The following is a 19,605-nucleotide window of genomic DNA, read 5'->3' on the forward strand; positions in this document are numbered from 1 at the left end:
AGTAGATGAAATCAAAAGGTTATTATTAAGGAGTGTATTTGTCTAAAATATTGATTATGAATAGTCAAAAATTACATCCATAAATTAACCATTATAAAATCTTCGTTGATCACTTTTTCTTCCTATAATTTTTATTATTTTGCTTCAGCATAGCACAAAATGCTTGAACTTTTAATAAAAATATACCCACCAAAAATAGAAATACATATGAGCAAAATCGTCACTTTAGAAAATGCTATTCTACAAGTAAAAATATCAAAGAACGGAGCAGAATTACATTCAGTTTACCATAAACAACATCAACACGAATATTTATGGCAGGGAGATAAGGAAGTATGGGGCAGGCACGCACCTGTATTGTTCCCGATTGTTGGGCAAGTGGAAGATGGTTTTTATGAAGTAGATGATGTAAAATACAAACTTCCTCAGCATGGTTTTGCGAGAGATATGGAACATAAGCTGATCACTCAAGACGAATTACGCTGTATTTTTGAGCTGCGTTTTGATCACGATACGATGACAAAGTTCCCTTATAAATTTGCGTTTAGAACAATCTATGAAATCAAGCGCAATAAGCTTTCAATTACTTATCAAGTTGATAATTTAGATACGGAGGAAATTTATTTCTCAGTGGGTGCACACCCTGGTTTTAATACTGATTTTATCAAAAATACATCTTTTGAAGACTATACTATTGAGTTTTCAGAACAGGAAAAATTCCAGCGTTTATTATTGGATAATGGCTTGAGAAGTGGAGCAATTCAAGAAGATGCCTTAAATGGTGCTCAAACATTAGATCTGAAATTTGATACGTTTAAAGATGATGCCATTATTTTTGATCACTTCAAATCAGAGTCTTTAGATATTGTTTGCCGTCATGATGATTCAAGAAAACTAAGAGTTGCTTTCAAAGACTGGCCTTTATTGGGAATTTGGACACCAGTTGGTAAAAGAGCTGATTTTGTTTGTATTGAGCCTTGGTACGGTGTGGCTGATTTAAGAGATGAAAACCACAACTTCAAAGAGAAGTACGCAAACCAGAAACTTCCTAAAGAGGAAACGTTTAGTGCTACTTTCTCTGTGGAGATAATTGATAAAGATGAATAAAGAAATAGAGGGAATTTGGTATGAAGAACAGGTGGTGAAATCATACCAAATCGGCCCTAATTATACATTAAAACCCACTGCTATCTCAGAACTTTTTCAAGAAGCGGCAGGCAATCATTCCAATGCTAAGAAATTTGGTTTGAGAGAGTTGATGAAAGTGGGTAAAGCTTGGGTGCTAGGAACTTATAAATATGAAGTTTTTCATTGGCCTAAGTGGACCGATCAGCTGAGTATAGAAACTTGGGTATATGATGTTCAGAAATTTTCTTCTCAAAGGAATTTCAAGATTCTTGATGAAGAAGGAAAATTGATGATTCACGGCTCTTCTAATTGGTTTGGTTTGGACTTAAAGAAAAGACGTCCAACATCTATCAATGAATTTGAAGATTGCGTCCATGCTAGAGAAGACCTCACAACAGTCGGTCCTCCCAAAAGACTGAAAGGAGTAGAGAAAGTAGATTTTTCATCAGAAAGGGAAGCTTCCTATAGTGATCTCGATCCTGTAAATCATGTAAACAATATCCGTTATTTTGAATGGATGTTAGATAGTTTGCCTGTTGAAATCACTCAGAAAAAGACACTGAAAGCTGTGGAAATTAATTATGTAGCGGAAGTGATTTTGGGTGAGAAGGTGAAAATTGTACATGAGGTCTTAGAAGAAGAGGATACTAAAATAATCTCTGCAGTAATGAAAGAAAATAAGCCGGCATGTATTATTCATTCGGTTTGGAAATAAACAATATCCTACCATTATTTTTTAACTTTGGTAGGATTTTTTTTATACTTTTGCATCCTCAATCTTTTTAACTTAAAGCACTCTTATTTTATGAAAGAATACAAAATAGCAAAAGGCTGGGCACTGTTTATCTATGTGGCTGGCTCATTGATGATCGCTTTATTTACATTTTTACCAATCTATGGATTACTCAAATCTGATGATGATATGGTGTTATTTTTTGGAATAGCCGCCATCCCGATGATCATTTTAATGACCATAGCTATCTTTGATGCTGCTAAAAGTAAAATAATTATTACAAATACATCAATAGGAAAGCGTTCATTGTTTACCAATAGAGATTTGCCACTGTCTGAGGTGAGCGGATTTAGGACAGATGATAAATATACTTATATAGAAACAAAGTCTAAGGCCTATAAAAGGATTCGTTTTGGACAATATTTCGAAAACAAGCAAGAAATTTTTGAGTGGCTGTACTCCAATTTTCAAGACTTGAATGAAGTCAATAAAGAGAAGGAAACCCAAGAAATTTTGTCGAATGATGAATACGGTAGAACCGTTGAAGAAAGGGAAGAAAAACTTGGTGTTGCAAAAAATGTGGCTTTAGGGTTTAACGTTTTTGGTGGAGGAGTAGGTGCATATACTTTATTCATCACTGCACCTTATGAATTGTCAATTATATTATCCATTATAACACCTATACTGGCCATTTTAGTGCTGCCGTTTTTTAAAGGTCTAATAAGGCTCAATGAAAATAAAGAAAGTGCTTACCCTTCCATTATGGTTGCAATAGTTTTACCTTCTATTGGATTGCTTGTAAGAGCCGTATTTGATTTCAATATATATGACTACAGTAATTTATGGGGACCGTTGCTAGTGTTGTTATTAATTCTTATAGGAGGTGCTGTAGCCGTTGCTCATAAAGAATTCGATTTGAAGACAGCGAAAGGTATTGGAGCACTTTTTGGAATCTCTACCATTTTATTGTTGTACAGCGGTGGTGTAATTATTACCACAAATTGTGTGTATGATGAAAGTGAGCCTGTTGCTTATCGAGCTGAGATTATTCAAAAAATGAAGCATACAGGTAAAACAACAACTTATAAATTTGAATTGACGCCTTGGGGAGATCAGATAGAACCTGAAACTGTTACGGTTTCAGAAGATTTTTATGATCAGATGGAGGCTGGAAATACAGTAAACGTTTATTACTTGAAGGGGTATTTGGATATTCCTTGGGTGATAGTGACAGAATAGAAATTTTAAAAACTGTGGGGGCAACTTCACAGTTTTTTTATTTTTTTGTCATGAACTTTGAACCTTTCATTTTTTCATGTGTACTACAACAAAAATCACTTAAATTTTTACACATGAACAAGAAAATAATAACTCTTTTTACAATCATTTTATCCTTTACCACTGTTATAGCTTTTGCTCAAGATGCTCAAGAGATATTGGGTATTGCGAAAGAAACCAAGACAAAGGAATACTATCAGCAACAGTCAGAACTTTGGAAAGGCAAAACTCAAAAGGAACCACAAAATGCTAATGCCTGGTATAATTATTACAAAGCAATGCGAGCGTTTTACCAGAGAGATGATATGTCAACTTGGAACAACGATAGAGGGGCAATATTTGTAAAACTTCAGCCCATTATCAATGCATCAAAAAAGCATATCGGTCAGAAGTACGAGTATTTCTTGATGGAAAGTGTCAATACTGATGATGGAGAAAAAGCTTTTGATTATCTGAAAAAGGCGTATGTGATCAATCCGGATAGAATAGAAACTTATGAAGGGTTATTGACAAGGTATATCATTGACCAAGATTGGAGTGAGGCGAAAGAGGTGGCTCTGAGAATTTATGAAAGCAACCTATATTCAAATCAGGCCTATTTATGGAATCATAATGTGCTTGTTTCTACTAGAGGGCAATCCATCATCTTTTCTCATGGTGATATGGATACTTTGCCAAGACATGTATTACAATTGGCTAACGGAGTGGGGGAGAATGCATTTATTGTTAATGAGTGGCTGTTGGGTTATCATGAAAAATACCGAAACAAGGTTTGTCAGCATTTAGGAATCAGAAATTACTCTAAGAAACTGAGTGATTTTGCAGATATGGCAACTTTCAAAAATGCAATTGTTACTTATATCATTGAGCAATCAAAGAGCACTTATCAAATTTATTTTGGATGCGGAACAGATATTCAACTTTTTGAAAAATTGGGAATCAAAGAGAATATGTACCTGACAGGAGTTGTATTTCAATACAGTGAAGAGGCATTGGATAACCTGTCTTTGGCCATTGATAACTTTGAAAATAGATATAACCTTGATTATCTGATGACAAATTACCAATTTCATCCTCACGATGCTATTATTCAAAAGTACCTCAATGCTACCTATATTCCAGGTCTGAACAAATTGAAAAAGCATTATGCAACAGTTGAGGATCAGCGAAAAGCTGAAAAGTACAATCAATTGATGCATCAGATAGCGGTCAATAGTGGAAGGCAGGCAGAGATTGAAGCATGGTATAAATAAGATGTTATAAATGGAAAACTTAACAGATGAAGAGTTGATGATGCAATTTCTGGAGTTGGGCAATCAGAAAGCTTTTGAAGTTTTATACCATAAGTATTTTGTATCGCTTTCAAAATACATAGGCTGGATGTCAGGCAGTATGGAACAGGGAAAGGAAATTGCACAGCATACTTTCGTGAAATTACTGCATAAGTCTTATGTTTTTAATGCTAAAAAGAGCTTCAAAGTCTGGCTGTATGTGATAGGGAAAAATCAGTGGCTGAATGAGAAAAGAAAGCTGGATCGCTTCTCAGATCATGAACCTTCAGTGGTACAGGAAGAGGGGAAAGAGGATGGAAGTAGGACTTTTCAACTTCAAAAAATGCAAATGGTATTGAGTACGCTGAGTGCTTTGCATAGGGAAACGTTTGTTTTGAAGTATCTGGATAATTTGAGTATTCAGGAAATTGCAGAAACCATGCAATGCAGTAAAGGGACAGTGAAGTCCAGACTTTTCTATGCGATGAAAAATATGAGGTCTAAAATGAAAGAATTTAAAACGGAATACAATGGAAAATTTTGAAGATAGATTGTTTGATTTGTTCTCTCAGAAAAGCTTTGAGGAACTTACTTCTGAAGAGCAGGAATTAGTATTGAAAAATATGACGGAGGAGGAGTATCAGGAAAACTATGCTATGATACATGAATTTAAAGAAGTAGATGCTTCTATAACTATAGAAACACCTTCTTTGGTGGCTGAAAAAGGAAAGACAATAAATTATTTTTATCAATCTATACCTGTTTATAAGGCTGTGGCAGGGATTGTATTGGCTGTTTTACTGAGTTTTATTTTACAGTTCTATATGTTTCAAAATGAAAAAAATATTACTGTAAAAGACGATGTGTCACCTCAAAGTACTCCACTTACAGAGGAAAATTATCCTAGCAGTTTAGTAGTGAATCTTTGATTGAAAAGATCTTCAAAACGCGTTATTTGAGTTGAGATTTTTGGCAGTTTGTGGTGAGTTTTTAATTTTCTTTTAGAGAGCATTGGCATCTCAATGAAATCACTTTATAGCTCCAAAACTCTCAACTCTTCATTCAAATTCCCCAATTAAATCATGCACATTTACCAAAAATAGATTAGATTCAAGTTGTGTTAATCATTTTTCATTAAATCTTATCTCATTTTGAGTAAATCAACGGTTTTATTGCCATTAATTGGCTTTGAACATAAAAATATACTTTCACTAGAAGGGCAATTGCTCATTTTTAAAACAGGCTTGTTGGATCTTTCTCAGAAACCAGAAGGATTTAGAAGACATGTGTCGCGTTTATGGAAGTTGTACAATCAAAATCCGATTACTCAAGCTCATATTTATGCAAAAATAGAGGAGGAGATTTTTGAAATTGATTTAGATGAAAATGGGTATTTCAGATCTGAGTTTACATTAAAGAAAAATTATACAGATAAGGAACTGAACACTTCTTTGAAATTTTATTTGGATAAAGCTTTAACACAGAAGATCAAACTGCCAAGTATTTCAAAAGGAGGTATCAAAAGGATTTCCGAACACAGGAAATATATGGTCATTTCTGATATCGATGATACGGTATTGATTACACACGCTACTTCATTTTTGAAACGTATTCCTCAGACCATTGTAAAGCATGCTTTCAAAAGAAAAGAAGTGAAGGCAATGAGTAAGTTTTACAATGAAATGAAAGCACAAGGAGCCTCTTTTTTCTATGTCTCCAATAGTGAAATGAATCTTTTCTGGATCATTAAATTATTCTTGTCGACAAGGGAGTTTCCTAAAGGTCCAATTTATTTGAGATACCATAAAAATTGGAAAGATTTTATCTCTAATAGAAAAAATATCGGCATTGGATTACAGAAATCTCAGCATAAAATTGACCGTATTTCCTACTTGATTGATAAGTTTCCGAAAAGCAAATTTTTATTGATTGGTGACAGCGGACAGAGGGATCCGTATACTTATAAGTTTATAGCAGAAAAGTTTCCTGATAACATTTCTGGCATCATGATTCGAGATGTCTCTTCAGGGAAAAAGGATGTGGAAATGCTTAAGATCAAAAAAGATTTATTGGCCTTGGATATTCCATTCCACATTTTCCATGATCCTAAAGAAGCGATGCGTTTGGAAAGAAGATGGTTTAACCGTTTAAATTTAAAGGAGGAAAAACTTCAATCTCACAGGTAAGCAATCGCAATTTTGAGGGTTTTATATTCTTCCACGTGAAGTTGATATTCTACAAATTCCTGTTCTACTTCTTTGATTTTAACCTTTGACGGGAGTGAATTTTGAAAAACGGTTTGTATCTGACTCTTGAACTCTATATTTAGTTTTCCAAAAGCCTTATATACAGCTTCTTTGATGGTCCATATTTGTGTAGCGTTTGTAGGATCTTCGCCTTGGCTTTGTGCAAAGTGCAACTCTTCCTCATTTCCAAACCTTGGTAGTAATCGAAGTACTTTAGGTTGAATATTTTCAATATCAATACCAATATTTTTCTGAGAACGATCAATAATAGCGGCCGCGTAGCCTTTTGAATGGGAAAGAGAAATACCATATTCATCATGAATTAAGGACGGCTTACCACTATCTTCTTTTTTTATTCCCTTAAATTCAACGGGACTGTCTTCCAAAAGGTGATGTAATGCTACTCTTGCAGCGATACTTTCTAACCTTACTTTCTGGTTTTTTATATGCTCAAAATTACAATCTGTATTTTTAAGAAAAGGTAAAAGTGCTTCTTCGCTTTCCTCAATAGCCCACACCAAAAAGGAGATGTTTTTTGTTAGATGTTCATATTTTACAATTCCCATTTTGCAAAGATATGGCAGACAGATTGAATAAATGAAACAAAAAAGTAAGATATTTGTTATCACAATTAAATTTCAAGATGAGACAGATATTAGAAGTAGAAAAATTGGCCACGTTTGGAGGTCATAAAGATGGTTTATATAGTGTAATACACTTTGATGATAAAGGGAAATTTTATACTGCAGGTGCAGATGGTTTTGTGGTAGAATGGCAATTGGATGATCCTGATAAAGGAAAGTTAATTGCTAAAGTTCCCAATACTGTTTATTCAATGTGTCCCTTGGTGGAGGAAAATTTATTGGTGGTAGGTCAAAATGGAGATGGTATTCATCTACTGGATATTGCTTCAGGAAAAGAGCTTAAATCTTTAAAACTAACAGATCAGGCAGTTTTTGGTATAGAAAGATTCCAAAATGAGCTATTTATTGGAACAGGTGATGGATGGCTTTACGTTGTAGATTTATCAACATGGACAATTACTAAAAAAGTCAAAGTTTCAGAAAAATCCATCCGTTCAGTGGCTATTGATGCAAAGCGAAAAAATGTATGGGTAGGGTGCAGTGATCATACCATTAAAGGTTATACGATGGAAAGCTTGTCAGAAGTAAGAGAACTTGTGGGGCATTTGAATAGTGTTTTTGCATTGACAGTTACTCCAGATCAACAGTATTTGGTGAGTGGAAGTAGAGATGCTCACTTACGTGTGTGGAATTTAGATGGATTTATAGAAACTCAAGAGGACATTGTAGCCCACATGTATACTATCAATGATATTGTATTTAGAAAAGATGGTAAATACTTTGCGACTTGTAGTAAGGATAAATCCGTTAAAATTTGGAGAACCGAAGATTGGAGACTGTTGAAAGTTGTTGATAAAGCAAGACATGCTGGACATGGCACATCAGTAAACCGTTTGGCGTGGGTTGGAGAAGACGTAGTGATCTCCGTTTCTGACGATCATTCGGCTTCAGCTTGGAAAATTCAAGGATTATAATGTAAAATTTATGTAAAAATACCTATTTGTGGGTATTGACTTCCCTTCATGGAGTCTATAATTTTACGTAACAATATTCTAAATTATAGAAATAGCAAAAAAAAGAAATACCAATTAATAATTTATTTATTATGTAACAAAGAATTTTAATTAGAAGGTAAAACTTTTAATTATTTTGAGCGAAAAATAATAAACGCTTTGGTGTTGCCGAGGCGTTTTTTTATGCTCAAAATTACGCATGAAAAAGCCACAACGCTAATTGCTTAGACATTGTGGCTATACACACTAATAAGTGAAAAGTAATTGGATTAGAAATCCAAGTTCATTCTTACACCAGCTCTCAACCATCTTCCTGGCTGAGGTACATTTCCAATATCGTTATATTGTACATCAAATAGGTTGCTTCCTTCACCATAGAAATATAGGTTCTTCCAAGTGTAACTGATCCTTAAATCAACAGTAAAGAAAGGATCATATGGCGTTTCAACACCTGCACCTTCAGGATTATATGCAGTGTAAGTACCATTTCTATCTTGATATACCAATTGCCAATCAGCATTTAAATTCTTCAAGAATAAATGATGTGAAATACCCATAGTGGCTTTGTGATTTAGGTGATCTAATACATAGTTTGAAATTAGATCCTCACTAGCTTCCTTATCTACATTCAAATAGATGTAAGAGAAGCGGATATTTTTTAGGAAAGCTTCTTCATGTAAAATTTGTCTGAAATTCAGGCCTGCATTTAATGTCAAACCAGAAGTGGTCAATGAAGTAAGGTTTTGTGCTTGCCATTGATCATCAGAACTTGTTCTTACCCAGTCAATGATATTTTTTCCATATCTTCTAAAAACAGAAGCACTACCAGAAAAACCTTTTTTCTCAATCTTGTATCCCAATTCAATAGTTGTTGCTCTTTCTTCTTTTAAAGAGTCGTTACCCACGTTTGTTGGCCCATCATAATATAAGTCAGTGTAAGTAGGGATACGCATTGCTGTATTGATAGTACCAAAAATTCTAGAACTTTCACTAATTTGGTAAGAAAGGTCTGCACCTGGAAAAATATCAAAACCATCACTCGATTCTGCTAACTGAGTGTTGTAATTGAACATTAAGCCTGCTGATGCAGTGAATTTCCCTAGTACAATATTGTGTTCTAAGAAAAGACTATAATTATATCTTTCTTTTCCGTGAGTATATTGAGTGTTTTCTACACCATCAATTCCAATTGGATTGTCAAGAGGAGTTCCTAGCACATTACTTAAAATACCTTCATAGCGAGCATCAACACCAATTGAAGTAACACCAAGTTTTGAAGGAATGATAGTATTAACATTCACACCTGCCGCATCCATTTGGTGGTAATTGTGGTGAGTGTACCAAGAAGCTGGGTTCTCTCTGAACAGTTCAAATCTATCGTATGTTCTATTCCAATAAATTGTCGGGCTAACTTTAATTGTTCCGTTATTAGTGAACCTTAAAGAACCGTGATACAATTTATTTCTTTCATACTGATTAGGGTAAGCCGGAGTGTAGAAAGAGTTCGCACCAAAACCTTTATCAGAAAGACCAGCTGTTAAATCAAAAGTACCACCTTTTACATCATAACTACCGTGATAGAATGCGGTTACATCATTAAAGTCAGTATTATCAATGTAGCCGTCTGATTTTTTATGTGATGCAGTAATCAAGTGACGTGTTTTACCTGAAGTTAAGTTAACTCTTCCTGTATATTTCTGAAGCCCATGTTCACCAGCTAATGCATGTAAATAGATATTATTTTTATCAAGAGGTTTTGTTTGAATATTGATAGCTCCAGTAAATGCATTGGCACCAAATACTCTAGAGGCAGGACCTTCCAATACTTCAACCGCATAAGCCGCTTCCATATCCACTGGAACGAATAAATTGAGGTGTCCAGTTTGAGGGTTGTTCATATTGACGCCGTTCAACATGATTAATGATTGGTCAAAAGAACCGCCACGAATATTAACATCTCCTTGAACCCCAAAAGGTCCACGTGATCGCATATCCACACCGGCTACATTACCCAGTACTTGATCAAAACTTTGTGCAGGCATTTCTTGTAAATCTTCTGCATTGATATAAGTGATAATTCTAGCCTGTTCAGAATATACTTGAGGTACTCTACCTGAGTTTACAGAAATCTCATCCAGATAGTAAGATGACATAGACGAGCTATCCTGTTCAACTTTTTTTTGTGCGAAAGCGAATGAACCAATCAGGTTTAGGAGTAAGAATGCAATTAATGTTGTAGAGTGTTTTTTCATGCTTAAAAACGAAAAAAAGCACTGACCAATAGATACTTAGATCTATGATCAGTGCTTCATTGTATAAAAATATTACAAAGCTGTGATTTCAAAGGTCCCAAATTGGGAGTTTTGTTCACAAAAGCTTCATTATAAACTAAAATTGAATTAAAATCAGCGATTTGTAGCGAAGGAATATCATCGTTTAGCTCTTCTTCATCACTTGAAAATAGGACCTTTGCAATACGGCCCTCAAGGATGATCTGAGGAGATTGAAAGTGGAGCTGAATATCGAGCATACAGATCTTAATCTCTTTTTTCAAAGAGTTAAAAACGGCATAGCCTTTTCGTGTCCATCTTTTAAAATATACTTCTTCTCCCATGACTTTAAATTACACTACAAAGTAAGGAGAAAAATATGGTAGAGTTATGTAATGTTAATCAACTAATAACATATATTAACGGTGACTTTTTAACGTTTTTTTATGGTTGAAAGTCATGTTATTTGAAATACCTCTTTAAGTAAGAAGACACAAAGTTCTCAATTTTGAAGCTATTACTTTTAATAATTTCCACAGTCTCAATACCATCACAAGTGGATTTCTGAGCTCCATGGTACTGAATATTTTTAAAATCGTGCCCATATTCAGTATCTAAAAGATGCTGCATTTCTGAAATGATGATTTTAATTTTTGATTCATTCATTCCATTGTTTTTAGAAAAAATGTCGCATGAAATATCTCCTAACGTATGAACTGTACTGTCAGTAGATCTTTCCATCATGTCAAAAATGCTATTTTTCGCTTTTGTTCTGAAGTTTTGATAAGACTCAGACGATGCAATAGATGTACTTTGTGCAAAAACACCTGTGCATAGCAAGCTTAGTATAGAAAATAAAATTAGGCGTCTCATTGTATTAGGTAAAATAAGTTTTTTGATTTAGTTTCGATATTCAAAATTAAGAAATATAGAAGACTTCGCATGACATGTTTTGACTTGTTATGTTAAAAGTTAGAGTTTATACAAAACGAATAGTACTTAAAATCAGAACATTATGATCGTTGTCACTGGAGGCACTAAAGGTATTGGTAGAGCAATCATTGAGAAATTTGCTCAAGAAGGAAAAAATATAGTAGTATGTGCTAGAAACAAAGAAGATCTTTCCTCTTTGAAAGAGGCAGTTGAAAATGCACACAATGTTAAAGTGGCAACATTTTCAGCAGATGTTTCCAAAAAAGAAGAATGTAAAGCTTTCGTTGATTTTGTAAATGCACAAGCGGAAGATATTGAAGTATTGGTCAATAATGCGGGTGTATTTGTTCCGGGTTCAATTCATGATGAAGATGAAGGGGCTTTTGAAATGATGATGCAAACCAATATGTACTCTACTTATTATATCACAAGAGGATTGATCAAGACGATGATCGATAATAAGAAAGGATATATTTTCAACATTGCTTCAGTAGCTTCTTTTATGGCGTATGCCAATGGGGGTTCTTACTCTATCTCAAAACACGCGATGCTTGGTTTTTCAAAATGCTTGAGAGAAGAAATGAAACCTTTTAATGTAAAAGTCACTTCTGTGATGCCGGGTGCTACTTACACTAATAGCTGGGCAGGGGTAGATTTACCTGAAGAGCGTTTTATGAAATCAGAAGATATTGCAGATCTAGTGATGTCGGCTTACAAACTTTCTGATAGTGCTGTAGTGGAAGACTTAGTGGTGAGACCTCAACTAGGAGATATCTAAAAAAAAGTATAATAGGCTTTTATTAAGGCAGTGTGAAGAGAGGTAACTGAATAAGTTGACCTCTCTTTTTTTTAAGTAAAAAGTTTTAGCGAATAAACGTAAACAGAATCAACCAAAAATGACAAAAAAAGTATTTGATCTATGACATTAATAGAAGTCAAAAGAGAATTGAAATCAAATATTGTATTTCGATAAATAATAAACTGTCCTAACGAAAGCAATTACTGTGTTTTAATGCCCTCTGAAATATTGATGTCGTGTTACTTTTATTGTTTTACTATGATGAAAGCTGTACGATTTTTATTAGCAGTAGTGTGTTCATTACAAATGACTTATGCCCAAACGGGACCGGGCGGTGTAGGTTCCACAGGTGGTTCTTCTAACCTGAAATATTGGTTAAATGCGAGTGAAGGGATCATTAGTGAAAATAAAATTATTTCGATTGAGGATTTATCGGGTAACTCGGTAAAAAATACTATTACAGGAGGAATTAAAATCAATCCTTCTTCAATCAATGGCTATGATGCAATTACTTTTGATGGTATTAGATCTGGCAAAAATAAGTATGACCAAATAGCTACAGATCTATCCATAAATAATGGTCTTCATCCAAACATCACAATTATTGCTGTTTACATACCTGCAAGTAATAATTCTGGTGGTGTATGGGGTGATAAAAAAGTGAATGGCGGACGCTACATTATGGATAATGGTGGTTATTATAGTGATGTAGTTGGAAGTGGTGCTGGGACATTAATAGGTGTTGGGGATATCTTCCCAGAAAATACACCTGTAATCACTTCAGTTGCTTTTCAAAATAGTAGTTCCTCGCTTTCTTATGTTTTTAAGGATGCTGGAATAGAAACAACATTCACTTCTTTTTCAAGTGGTGTAAACTCTTCCAATTTTACAATAGGTACAATTGGCCACGGACATCATAGCAATACTTTTCATGGAGATATTGCGGAGGTGATTGTTTATGAGGAAGTAAGTGTATTCAATCTCTATTTTATTCATAATTACCTTGGAGCGAAATATGGGATTGAACTTTCCTCAATTTTTGATCTTTATACTCATGATAACCCCGAAAATGGAGATTTTGATCATGACGTAGCGGGTATTGGAAGAGTACTTCTTGATGTAAACGATGATGCACAAGGTACGGGGGTGGTTAGAATATCTAATCCTTCTAATTTGGGTAATAATGAGTTTATGTTTTGGGGACACAATAATGGTAGCCTTGAAATGGTAGATGATATGGATATGCCTTCTGACTTGACAGCTCGTTTAGAAAGAGAGTGGAGAGTGAGTGAAGTCAACATCATCAAAAGGTCGATTGATGTAGGGTCGATTGATATTCAGTTTGATTTATCAGAAATGGAAGCCCTCGAACCTTCAGACTTGAGACTATTAGTTGACACAAATAATGATGGAAGTTTTGACGATGAAACTGGCATAGATGGAGCTGTAAAAGTGGGTGAGGGTATTTATCAATTTACCGCCGTTAGTGAGATTACAGACAATGCTAGATTTACTTTAGGAACTGTGCAGGAATTGGTTGATTTACCAATTGTATTAAGCTATTTCACAGCAGAAGTGACATCAAGTGGACAAGTGTATCTAGAATGGGAAACAGTTTCTGAAATCAACAACGATTATTTTACAGTTTACCGTTCAAGAGATGGTAGAGTATGGGAGGAACTAGGTCGTTTAGATGGAGCTGGAAACTCCTCTGTAGCGTTAAGATATTCAATGATAGATTATTCGCCTTTAGAAGGGACATCCTACTACTATTTAAAACAGACGGATTTTGATGGAAAGTACGAATACAGTGAAACGGCTAAAGTTACAGTCGGACGGACTTTAGCGTTGCAGGTAAATGTCTTCCCAAATCCAGTGACTAGCGAAGTGTGTGTAGAAGGTTCGGCGTTAGAAAGAGATCAATTGAGAATTTATAATTCCGTTGGTCAAGAGGTTACACTTTCTGCCAACCTTATTAGTAAGAATGAATATATCTCGGTGTTTGACTTCTCTAATTTAAAACAAGGTATGTATTATATCAAGACGAGAAGCGTAACGAAGAGAGTATTCAAAAAGTAATAGGATTATAGTATAGCATGATTTAAACACTAGCTTGATTCAGGCTGGTGTTTTTTCATTCAAATGGATGAAATTAATTGTTGCATTCTTGAATTGAAATAGGGTAGGTATTTGTTCGAATTATTAGATGTGTTAGCTTTGTGTTGTTGATTATAGAAAAATGTAATTGGTTTAAAATTAATTTATAAGAGATGGAAAACAGAAACTTAATTCGATTTGATTGGGCTATGAAGCGGTTACTACGTAATAAAGCTGATTACTCGGTATTAGAAGGTTTTCTATCTGAATTAATGAAAGAGGATGTAAGCATTGAAAGTATTCTTGAAAGTGAAAGTAATCAACAAATAGAGGTTGATAAATACAACCGAGTTGATATTTTAGTGAAAAATGAGAAAGGTGAATTAGTCATTATTGAGATTCAAAATCAATTAGAGTATGATTATTTTCAAAGGATGATTTATGGATCCTCAAAAGCAGTAACCGAGTATATTGCTTTAGGAGAGTCATATAAACAAGTGAAAAAAGTTTATTCCGTAAATATTGTATATTTTGATCTAGGGCAGGGTGAAGATTATGTTTATCATGGAAGAACTTATTTTGAAGGAATTCATAAAAAAGATCAATTAACACTCTCTGCTAAACAGAAAATTTTGATGTCTGGAAAAAGTACTCCTTCAGATTTATTTCCAGAGTTTTATGTTATCAAAGTAAACCAATTCAACGATATTGCTCAAGATAGTTTAGATGAGTGGATTTATTATTTTAAGAATAATGAAATAAAAGAAACCTTTAAAGCAAAAGGTTTACTAAAAGCAAAAGAACTTTTAAGGGTTGACCAATTATCTTCAGAAGAACAAGCAAAATATAAGCTACATCTTAAAAACTTAAGAGATGAAGCTAGTAGATTATTTACCCTTAAGGCAGATGCTGAATTTGAGGTAGAGAATAGAAAGGCCTTGCAAATAGCAAAAACGCTTAAGGATGATGGATTTCCTCTAGAAGCAATAGCTAAGAGTACAGGTTTAACAATTGAAGAAATTAAAGAACTTTAAAGACAGAATATTCTTTATTTCTTTCTAAATTTGTGTACTTCCAAAATCGTATTTAGTTAAGCTAGACAAGTCACTTTCTTTACAATGTTAGAGAAGGGTGCTTTGTTGCAATTTTTTAGAAATGAAATCTACTTTTAGACGACTCATACATTTTTTATTGTTAGCCCTTATAGTGTCAAATAGTATTTGGGCCAATGAGGTATTGAACTTTAGAACCCTAAATCCTGAAAAAGGGCTGTCGCATATTAATGTCACTTCCATTTTACAGGACAAACATGGGTATATATGGCTTGGGACGAACAATGGTATTAATCAATACGATGGTTTTACAGTAAAGAACTATTACAGTAGTCTTTCAGAAAAAGTGGGGTTGAGCAGTAATCGAATTTCCACGATGTATGAAAGTAAAGCAGGTGACCTGTGGGTGGGGACTAGAGATGCTGGTTTGAATAAATTTATTTCACAATCTTATGGTTTTGAGCAATATACTGCCGGTCAAGCTTTTAATATTACAAGTATTAATGAGGACAAGAACGGTAATATATGGGTTGGCGAATTACGAAAAGGTTTAGGGCTTTTGGATATAAAGAAAAAGAAAGTCGCTTTTTTTCAACCAATGGATGCTAAGGTGATTATCTCAGAAATTCTTCCTTTGCCTTCAGGTGATTTTTTAATCGGTACTAGAGGAAGTGGTCTTTATTTCTTTAATCTTAATACTAAAAAATTCACTAAAGTAATTGGTCATGAGTTTTTAGAAGAAGGTTCTATTAGAGGTCTTATTCTAACAGGAACTTCCGTTTTTGTGGCCACTTATAATTCAATATATGCATTGGAAATCGATGAAAATCAGGTTTCAACAATAAAAAAACTGCCAGTAGATGAATCAATTACAGCGATATCTTCGATTTGTTTGAAGGAAAATCAGCTTTGGGTGGGGACCAAAAGCGGATTATTTCATGTATCACTCTTGGAGGATTATAAGACGACCTCCATTGTGAGTGAGAAAAATGTATTGAACAGTTTGGTGAGTAATAATATCAACTCACTCTTAATTGACAAATCAAATATTCTCTGGGTAGGTACTTCATCAGGAAGCAGTTATGTTAACCTTCAATCACTTTCATTGCGAACAGTTCACCTAAGTGCGTTACAAAAAGAAAATGTCAATGTAGTCTATGAAGACCGATTAGGGCAGACTTGGTTTGGCTTGAAAAGCGGTAAATTGGTGAAATATGCCAATAACACTACCGTAGAATATTCCTCTGATTCAAAATCAAATTACAACTTAAATGCTTACGGAGGTGTAGAAGCACTTTGTGAAGATGATTACGGTAACTTATGGATTGGTAGCTGGGGCGGTGGCCTTCATTCTATTTCTCTAAAAGAAGAAAAGGCAGGGAGAGCGTATTTTAAGAGAATTGATAATAAGTATCTGACATCCAAAACAATTACATCTTTAGCTTTTTATGATAATGCTCTTTTTGTAGGCACTTTCCGCAAAGGATTAAATAAGCTTTCCATCGACAAAAAAGGGAATGTACTGAAATCAAAACAATACTGGAGAAAGAGTGAGGAGTTACCTCTGATGAGCAATACTATTAATTATATGTATGTCGATCCTTTCGAAAAATGTTTATGGACGAGTACACCTAGTGGATTGGCAAAAATCAAAAGAAAAGGAAAGAAACTGACTTACAAAGTGTATAATGTGATCAATATTGATGGAAAGGTTAACTCCGCTTTTTGTTGGGAAATCTGCAGGTCTTCAAGGTCTACACTATGGGTTGGAACCATTGAGAAAGGACTTTCTAAGCTAACTTTTGATCCAAAATCACTTCAATTAGTAGACATCAAAACCTATACAACAAAAGACGGATTGCCTTCTAATTCCATCCAATCCCTTGTATTTGATTCATTGAGTAATTATTTGTGGGTAGGTGGTAAAAACCTGACGGCATTTGATACAGAAAATGAAATCACTCATGTTTTTAATACAGATGATGGTATTGAAGGAGGTTATTTTAGAGTGAACTGTGCTACTCAATTATCGGATGGAAGCCTTTGTTTTGCTTCCGATAAAGCTTTGAACTATATTCTTGCGGGAAAAATATTAGAAAATAAACACCTTCCACATACCATTATTAATTCACTTTATGTTTTTGGTCAGCCTATTGAACAAGGACAAGAGTTAGATGGTGAAATATTACTTGAAAAACCTTTGGAAGAAACGCAAGAAATTATATTCCAGCATTTTCAGAATAATATTGAAATTGGTTTTAATGCCATGCACTTCGGTAATCCAGAGAAAAACAGCTATCAGTATATGATGGAAGGTTTTGATAAAAAATGGATGACAACTGACAGAAGGAGTGTGGTGTATTCCAATCTACCTTTCGGAAATTATGTATTTAAAGTGAAATCAGCCAACAGTGATGGTGTTTGGGAAGAAGCAGGTCAAGAAATCAAAATTACGGTTTTAACGCCTTGGTGGAGAACGAAATTGGCTTATTTAATATACCTTTTGATTATTGTGGCTATTGTGTATAAAATCAATAGAATGGTGATCAATAAACATAAGTTGGAACAAAGTCTTGAGCTGGAACGCTATAAAATAGAGAAGAACGAAGAACTCACTTTAATGAAGATTCGTTTCTTCGTGAATATTTCTCATGAATTAAGAACACCTCTTACTTTGATTTCAAGTCCTTTGGAAACCTTATTGAAAAACACTTCTCTGGAAAGTAATGTAACAGAGTACCTCAATATCATGAAGCGTAATTCTGATCGTCTTTTAGTATTGTTCGATCAGTTATTAGATTTTAGGAAAATCGAAACAGGTAACCATAAAGTGAAGTTTAAACATACAGATATCGTTAACTTTACACGCTTGGTCGCTTCCTCATTCAATACCTTGGCCAAGGACAATGATATCAATTATTCCTTCCATTCATTTATTGATTTTCAAGAGGCTTGGATGGATGAAGATATAATAGAAAAAGTGGTGTACAATCTAGTTTCAAACTCCTTTAAAAACACCAATGAGGGAGGGGATATTCTAGTAGAACTCTCTTCTAATAATGACGATCACTATCAAATTGCCATTACAGATACAGGAAAGGGTATTCCGGCTGAAGAACAAGAACATATATTCGAGGAATTCTATCAAACCCAAAATAAAACGGATAGAGGCACAGGGCTTGGTTTATCTTTAGTGAAAAGATTGATTGATGCACATTATGGTACGATTACTTTTGAGAGTAAAGAAGGAGAAGGAACCCGTTTTGTGGTCACACTGCCATTGAGTGATGACTTTATGAAGCCCGAAGAAAAAGTGGTGGAAGAGGTGATCAATGAGGTTAGTGATGAAGCTGAGGTGAAAACAAAAGAAGATCACCGTCCTAAGATTCTAATTGTAGAGGATAATCTTGATATTGCTCATTACTTGAAAAAAGAATTGGAGCATTTATTCTCCGTTACATTAGCACACAATGGAAAAGAAGGTTATCAACAAGTGGTAAAAATGAAGCCTGATGTGGTCATTTCTGATATTATGATGGCTGAAATGAATGGTATTGAACTCTGTAAAGAAATCAAGAAAAACCCGCATCTCAACCATATACCTGTGATTTTATTGACCGCCAAAAGTGCAGATGAAGATCGTTTGGAGGGTATTGAGAGTGGAGCAGATGCTTATATTATTAAGCCTTTCAAAACGGAGTTCTTACTAGCCAAAGTGATGAATTTGATTGAGGAAAGAAAACTGACCAAACAGTTTTATGCTTCTAAGAAAGATGAAAATGTCACGCAGGAAGATCCAGAAAAAGATACTTTTATCAAGAAAGCCAAAAAGGTGATTGAAGATAATTTGTTGAATGAAGGTTTTGATTCTAAAGCCTTCGCAAAAGAAATGGGTTTGACCTATGCCACGCTTTACAATAGATTGAAGAAGTACGAAAACGAATCTGCCACGGGTTATATCCGTAAAATCAGATTGGAAAAAGCGGCCGAATTGATTGCTAATTCAGATCATTCTATCAAAGAAATTCAATTCTTAGTAGGCTTCAATGATGCCAAATATTTCAGAACGAACTTCAAAAAGCTATTTGATATTACTCCTTCTGACTACATGAAAAAGTACAGAAAAGTGGATTTAAAGTCAGATTTATAGGCGTTTATGGAAGGGGATCAATATTTCACCCTATCAATTTTAATATTTGTT

At 34.4% G+C, this 19,605-nt stretch carries 16 protein-coding genes; 12 read left to right on the forward strand and 4 right to left on the reverse strand.

Translation table 11 applies throughout. The annotated features are described in order from the left end of the window. The first annotated feature begins 207 nt into the window (after positions 1 to 207). The 7 genes from AVL50_RS28260 (at position 208) to AVL50_RS28290 (ending at position 6,596) form a co-directional block, all read left to right on the forward strand. Positions 208 to 1,107, forward strand: a complete 900-nt coding sequence (locus tag AVL50_RS28260) for an aldose 1-epimerase family protein (protein ID WP_062620693.1) — start codon at positions 208 to 210, stop codon at positions 1,105 to 1,107. After that, the gene (locus tag AVL50_RS28265; protein WP_062620695.1) at positions 1,100 to 1,843 is read left to right on the forward strand and encodes an acyl-[acyl-carrier-protein] thioesterase; all 744 of its coding nucleotides are present in this window, start codon (positions 1,100 to 1,102) and stop codon (positions 1,841 to 1,843) included. Before AVL50_RS28260 ends, AVL50_RS28265 begins: the two co-directional genes overlap by 8 nt. Before the next feature lie 90 nt (positions 1,844 to 1,933). Next, positions 1,934 to 3,100 (forward strand): hypothetical protein, encoded by a 1,167-nt coding sequence (locus tag AVL50_RS28270; RefSeq protein WP_062620697.1) that lies wholly within the window; start codon positions 1,934 to 1,936, stop codon positions 3,098 to 3,100. Positions 3,101 to 3,213: 113 nt separating this feature from the next. Continuing rightward, a complete protein-coding gene (locus AVL50_RS28275) occupies positions 3,214 to 4,392 on the forward strand; it encodes a hypothetical protein (protein WP_157491640.1) in 1,179 nt (392 codons plus the stop codon). 10 nt (positions 4,393 to 4,402) lie between these two features. Next, the gene (locus tag AVL50_RS28280; protein WP_062620701.1) at positions 4,403 to 4,954 is read left to right on the forward strand and encodes an RNA polymerase sigma factor; all 552 of its coding nucleotides are present in this window, start codon (positions 4,403 to 4,405) and stop codon (positions 4,952 to 4,954) included. Continuing rightward, positions 4,941 to 5,339, forward strand: a complete 399-nt coding sequence (locus AVL50_RS28285; protein WP_062620703.1) for a hypothetical protein — start codon at positions 4,941 to 4,943, stop codon at positions 5,337 to 5,339. Before AVL50_RS28280 ends, AVL50_RS28285 begins: the two co-directional genes overlap by 14 nt. Positions 5,340 to 5,561: 222 nt before the next feature. Beyond that, positions 5,562 to 6,596 carry a phosphatase domain-containing protein gene (locus AVL50_RS28290; protein WP_157491642.1) on the forward strand — a complete coding sequence of 345 codons (1,035 nt, stop codon included), beginning with the start codon at positions 5,562 to 5,564 and terminating at the stop codon, positions 6,594 to 6,596. On the opposite strand, the gene AVL50_RS28295 is transcribed toward AVL50_RS28290, so the two are convergent. Next, the gene (locus AVL50_RS28295; protein ID WP_062620708.1) at positions 6,587 to 7,222 is read right to left on the reverse strand and encodes a 4'-phosphopantetheinyl transferase superfamily protein; all 636 of its coding nucleotides are present in this window, start codon (positions 7,220 to 7,222) and stop codon (positions 6,587 to 6,589) included. The two genes, AVL50_RS28290 and AVL50_RS28295, sit on opposite strands and share 10 nt — an antisense overlap. A 77-nt stretch (positions 7,223 to 7,299) precedes the next feature. Between AVL50_RS28295 and AVL50_RS28300 the strand changes: the two genes are divergently transcribed. After that, positions 7,300 to 8,214, forward strand: coding sequence for a WD40 repeat domain-containing protein (locus AVL50_RS28300; protein WP_062620710.1), 915 nt, complete (start codon positions 7,300 to 7,302; stop codon positions 8,212 to 8,214). Between the two features lie 308 nt (positions 8,215 to 8,522). Here the strand turns inward: AVL50_RS28300 and AVL50_RS28305 are convergent, their stop codons facing one another. From AVL50_RS28305 to AVL50_RS28315, 3 genes are all read right to left on the reverse strand, one after another. Then, positions 8,523 to 10,505: a TonB-dependent siderophore receptor gene (locus AVL50_RS28305; protein WP_062620712.1), complete on the reverse strand. Its 1,983-nt coding sequence runs from the start codon at positions 10,503 to 10,505 to the stop codon at positions 8,523 to 8,525. A 56-nt stretch (positions 10,506 to 10,561) separates the two neighbouring features. Beyond that, positions 10,562 to 10,867: a hypothetical protein gene (locus AVL50_RS28310; RefSeq protein WP_062620714.1), complete on the reverse strand. Its 306-nt coding sequence runs from the start codon at positions 10,865 to 10,867 to the stop codon at positions 10,562 to 10,564. A gap of 118 nt (positions 10,868 to 10,985) precedes the next feature. Next, positions 10,986 to 11,396 (reverse strand): hypothetical protein, encoded by a 411-nt coding sequence (locus tag AVL50_RS28315; protein ID WP_157491645.1) that lies wholly within the window; start codon positions 11,394 to 11,396, stop codon positions 10,986 to 10,988. A gap of 142 nt (positions 11,397 to 11,538) precedes the next feature. On the opposite strand from AVL50_RS28315, the gene AVL50_RS28320 reads away from it, so the two are divergent. The 4 genes from AVL50_RS28320 to AVL50_RS28335 all read left to right on the forward strand — a co-directional run bounded on the left by AVL50_RS28320 (position 11,539) and on the right by AVL50_RS28335 (position 19,554). Continuing rightward, positions 11,539 to 12,234 carry an SDR family oxidoreductase gene (locus AVL50_RS28320; protein WP_062620718.1) on the forward strand — a complete coding sequence of 232 codons (696 nt, stop codon included), beginning with the start codon at positions 11,539 to 11,541 and terminating at the stop codon, positions 12,232 to 12,234. Positions 12,235 to 12,513: 279 nt separating this feature from the next. Continuing rightward, the gene (locus tag AVL50_RS28325; protein WP_062620720.1) at positions 12,514 to 14,334 is read left to right on the forward strand and encodes a T9SS type A sorting domain-containing protein; all 1,821 of its coding nucleotides are present in this window, start codon (positions 12,514 to 12,516) and stop codon (positions 14,332 to 14,334) included. A gap of 191 nt (positions 14,335 to 14,525) precedes the next feature. Continuing rightward, positions 14,526 to 15,386: an Rpn family recombination-promoting nuclease/putative transposase gene (locus tag AVL50_RS28330; RefSeq protein WP_062620721.1), complete on the forward strand. Its 861-nt coding sequence runs from the start codon at positions 14,526 to 14,528 to the stop codon at positions 15,384 to 15,386. 172 nt (positions 15,387 to 15,558) lie between these two features. Then, positions 15,559 to 19,554, forward strand: a complete 3,996-nt coding sequence (locus AVL50_RS28335) for a two-component regulator propeller domain-containing protein (RefSeq protein ID WP_062620723.1) — start codon at positions 15,559 to 15,561, stop codon at positions 19,552 to 19,554. Positions 19,555 to 19,605: the final 51 nt, after the last annotated feature.

The organism is Flammeovirga sp. SJP92, assembly GCF_001583495.1.
Lineage (GTDB): Bacteria > Bacteroidota > Bacteroidia > Cytophagales > Flammeovirgaceae > Flammeovirga.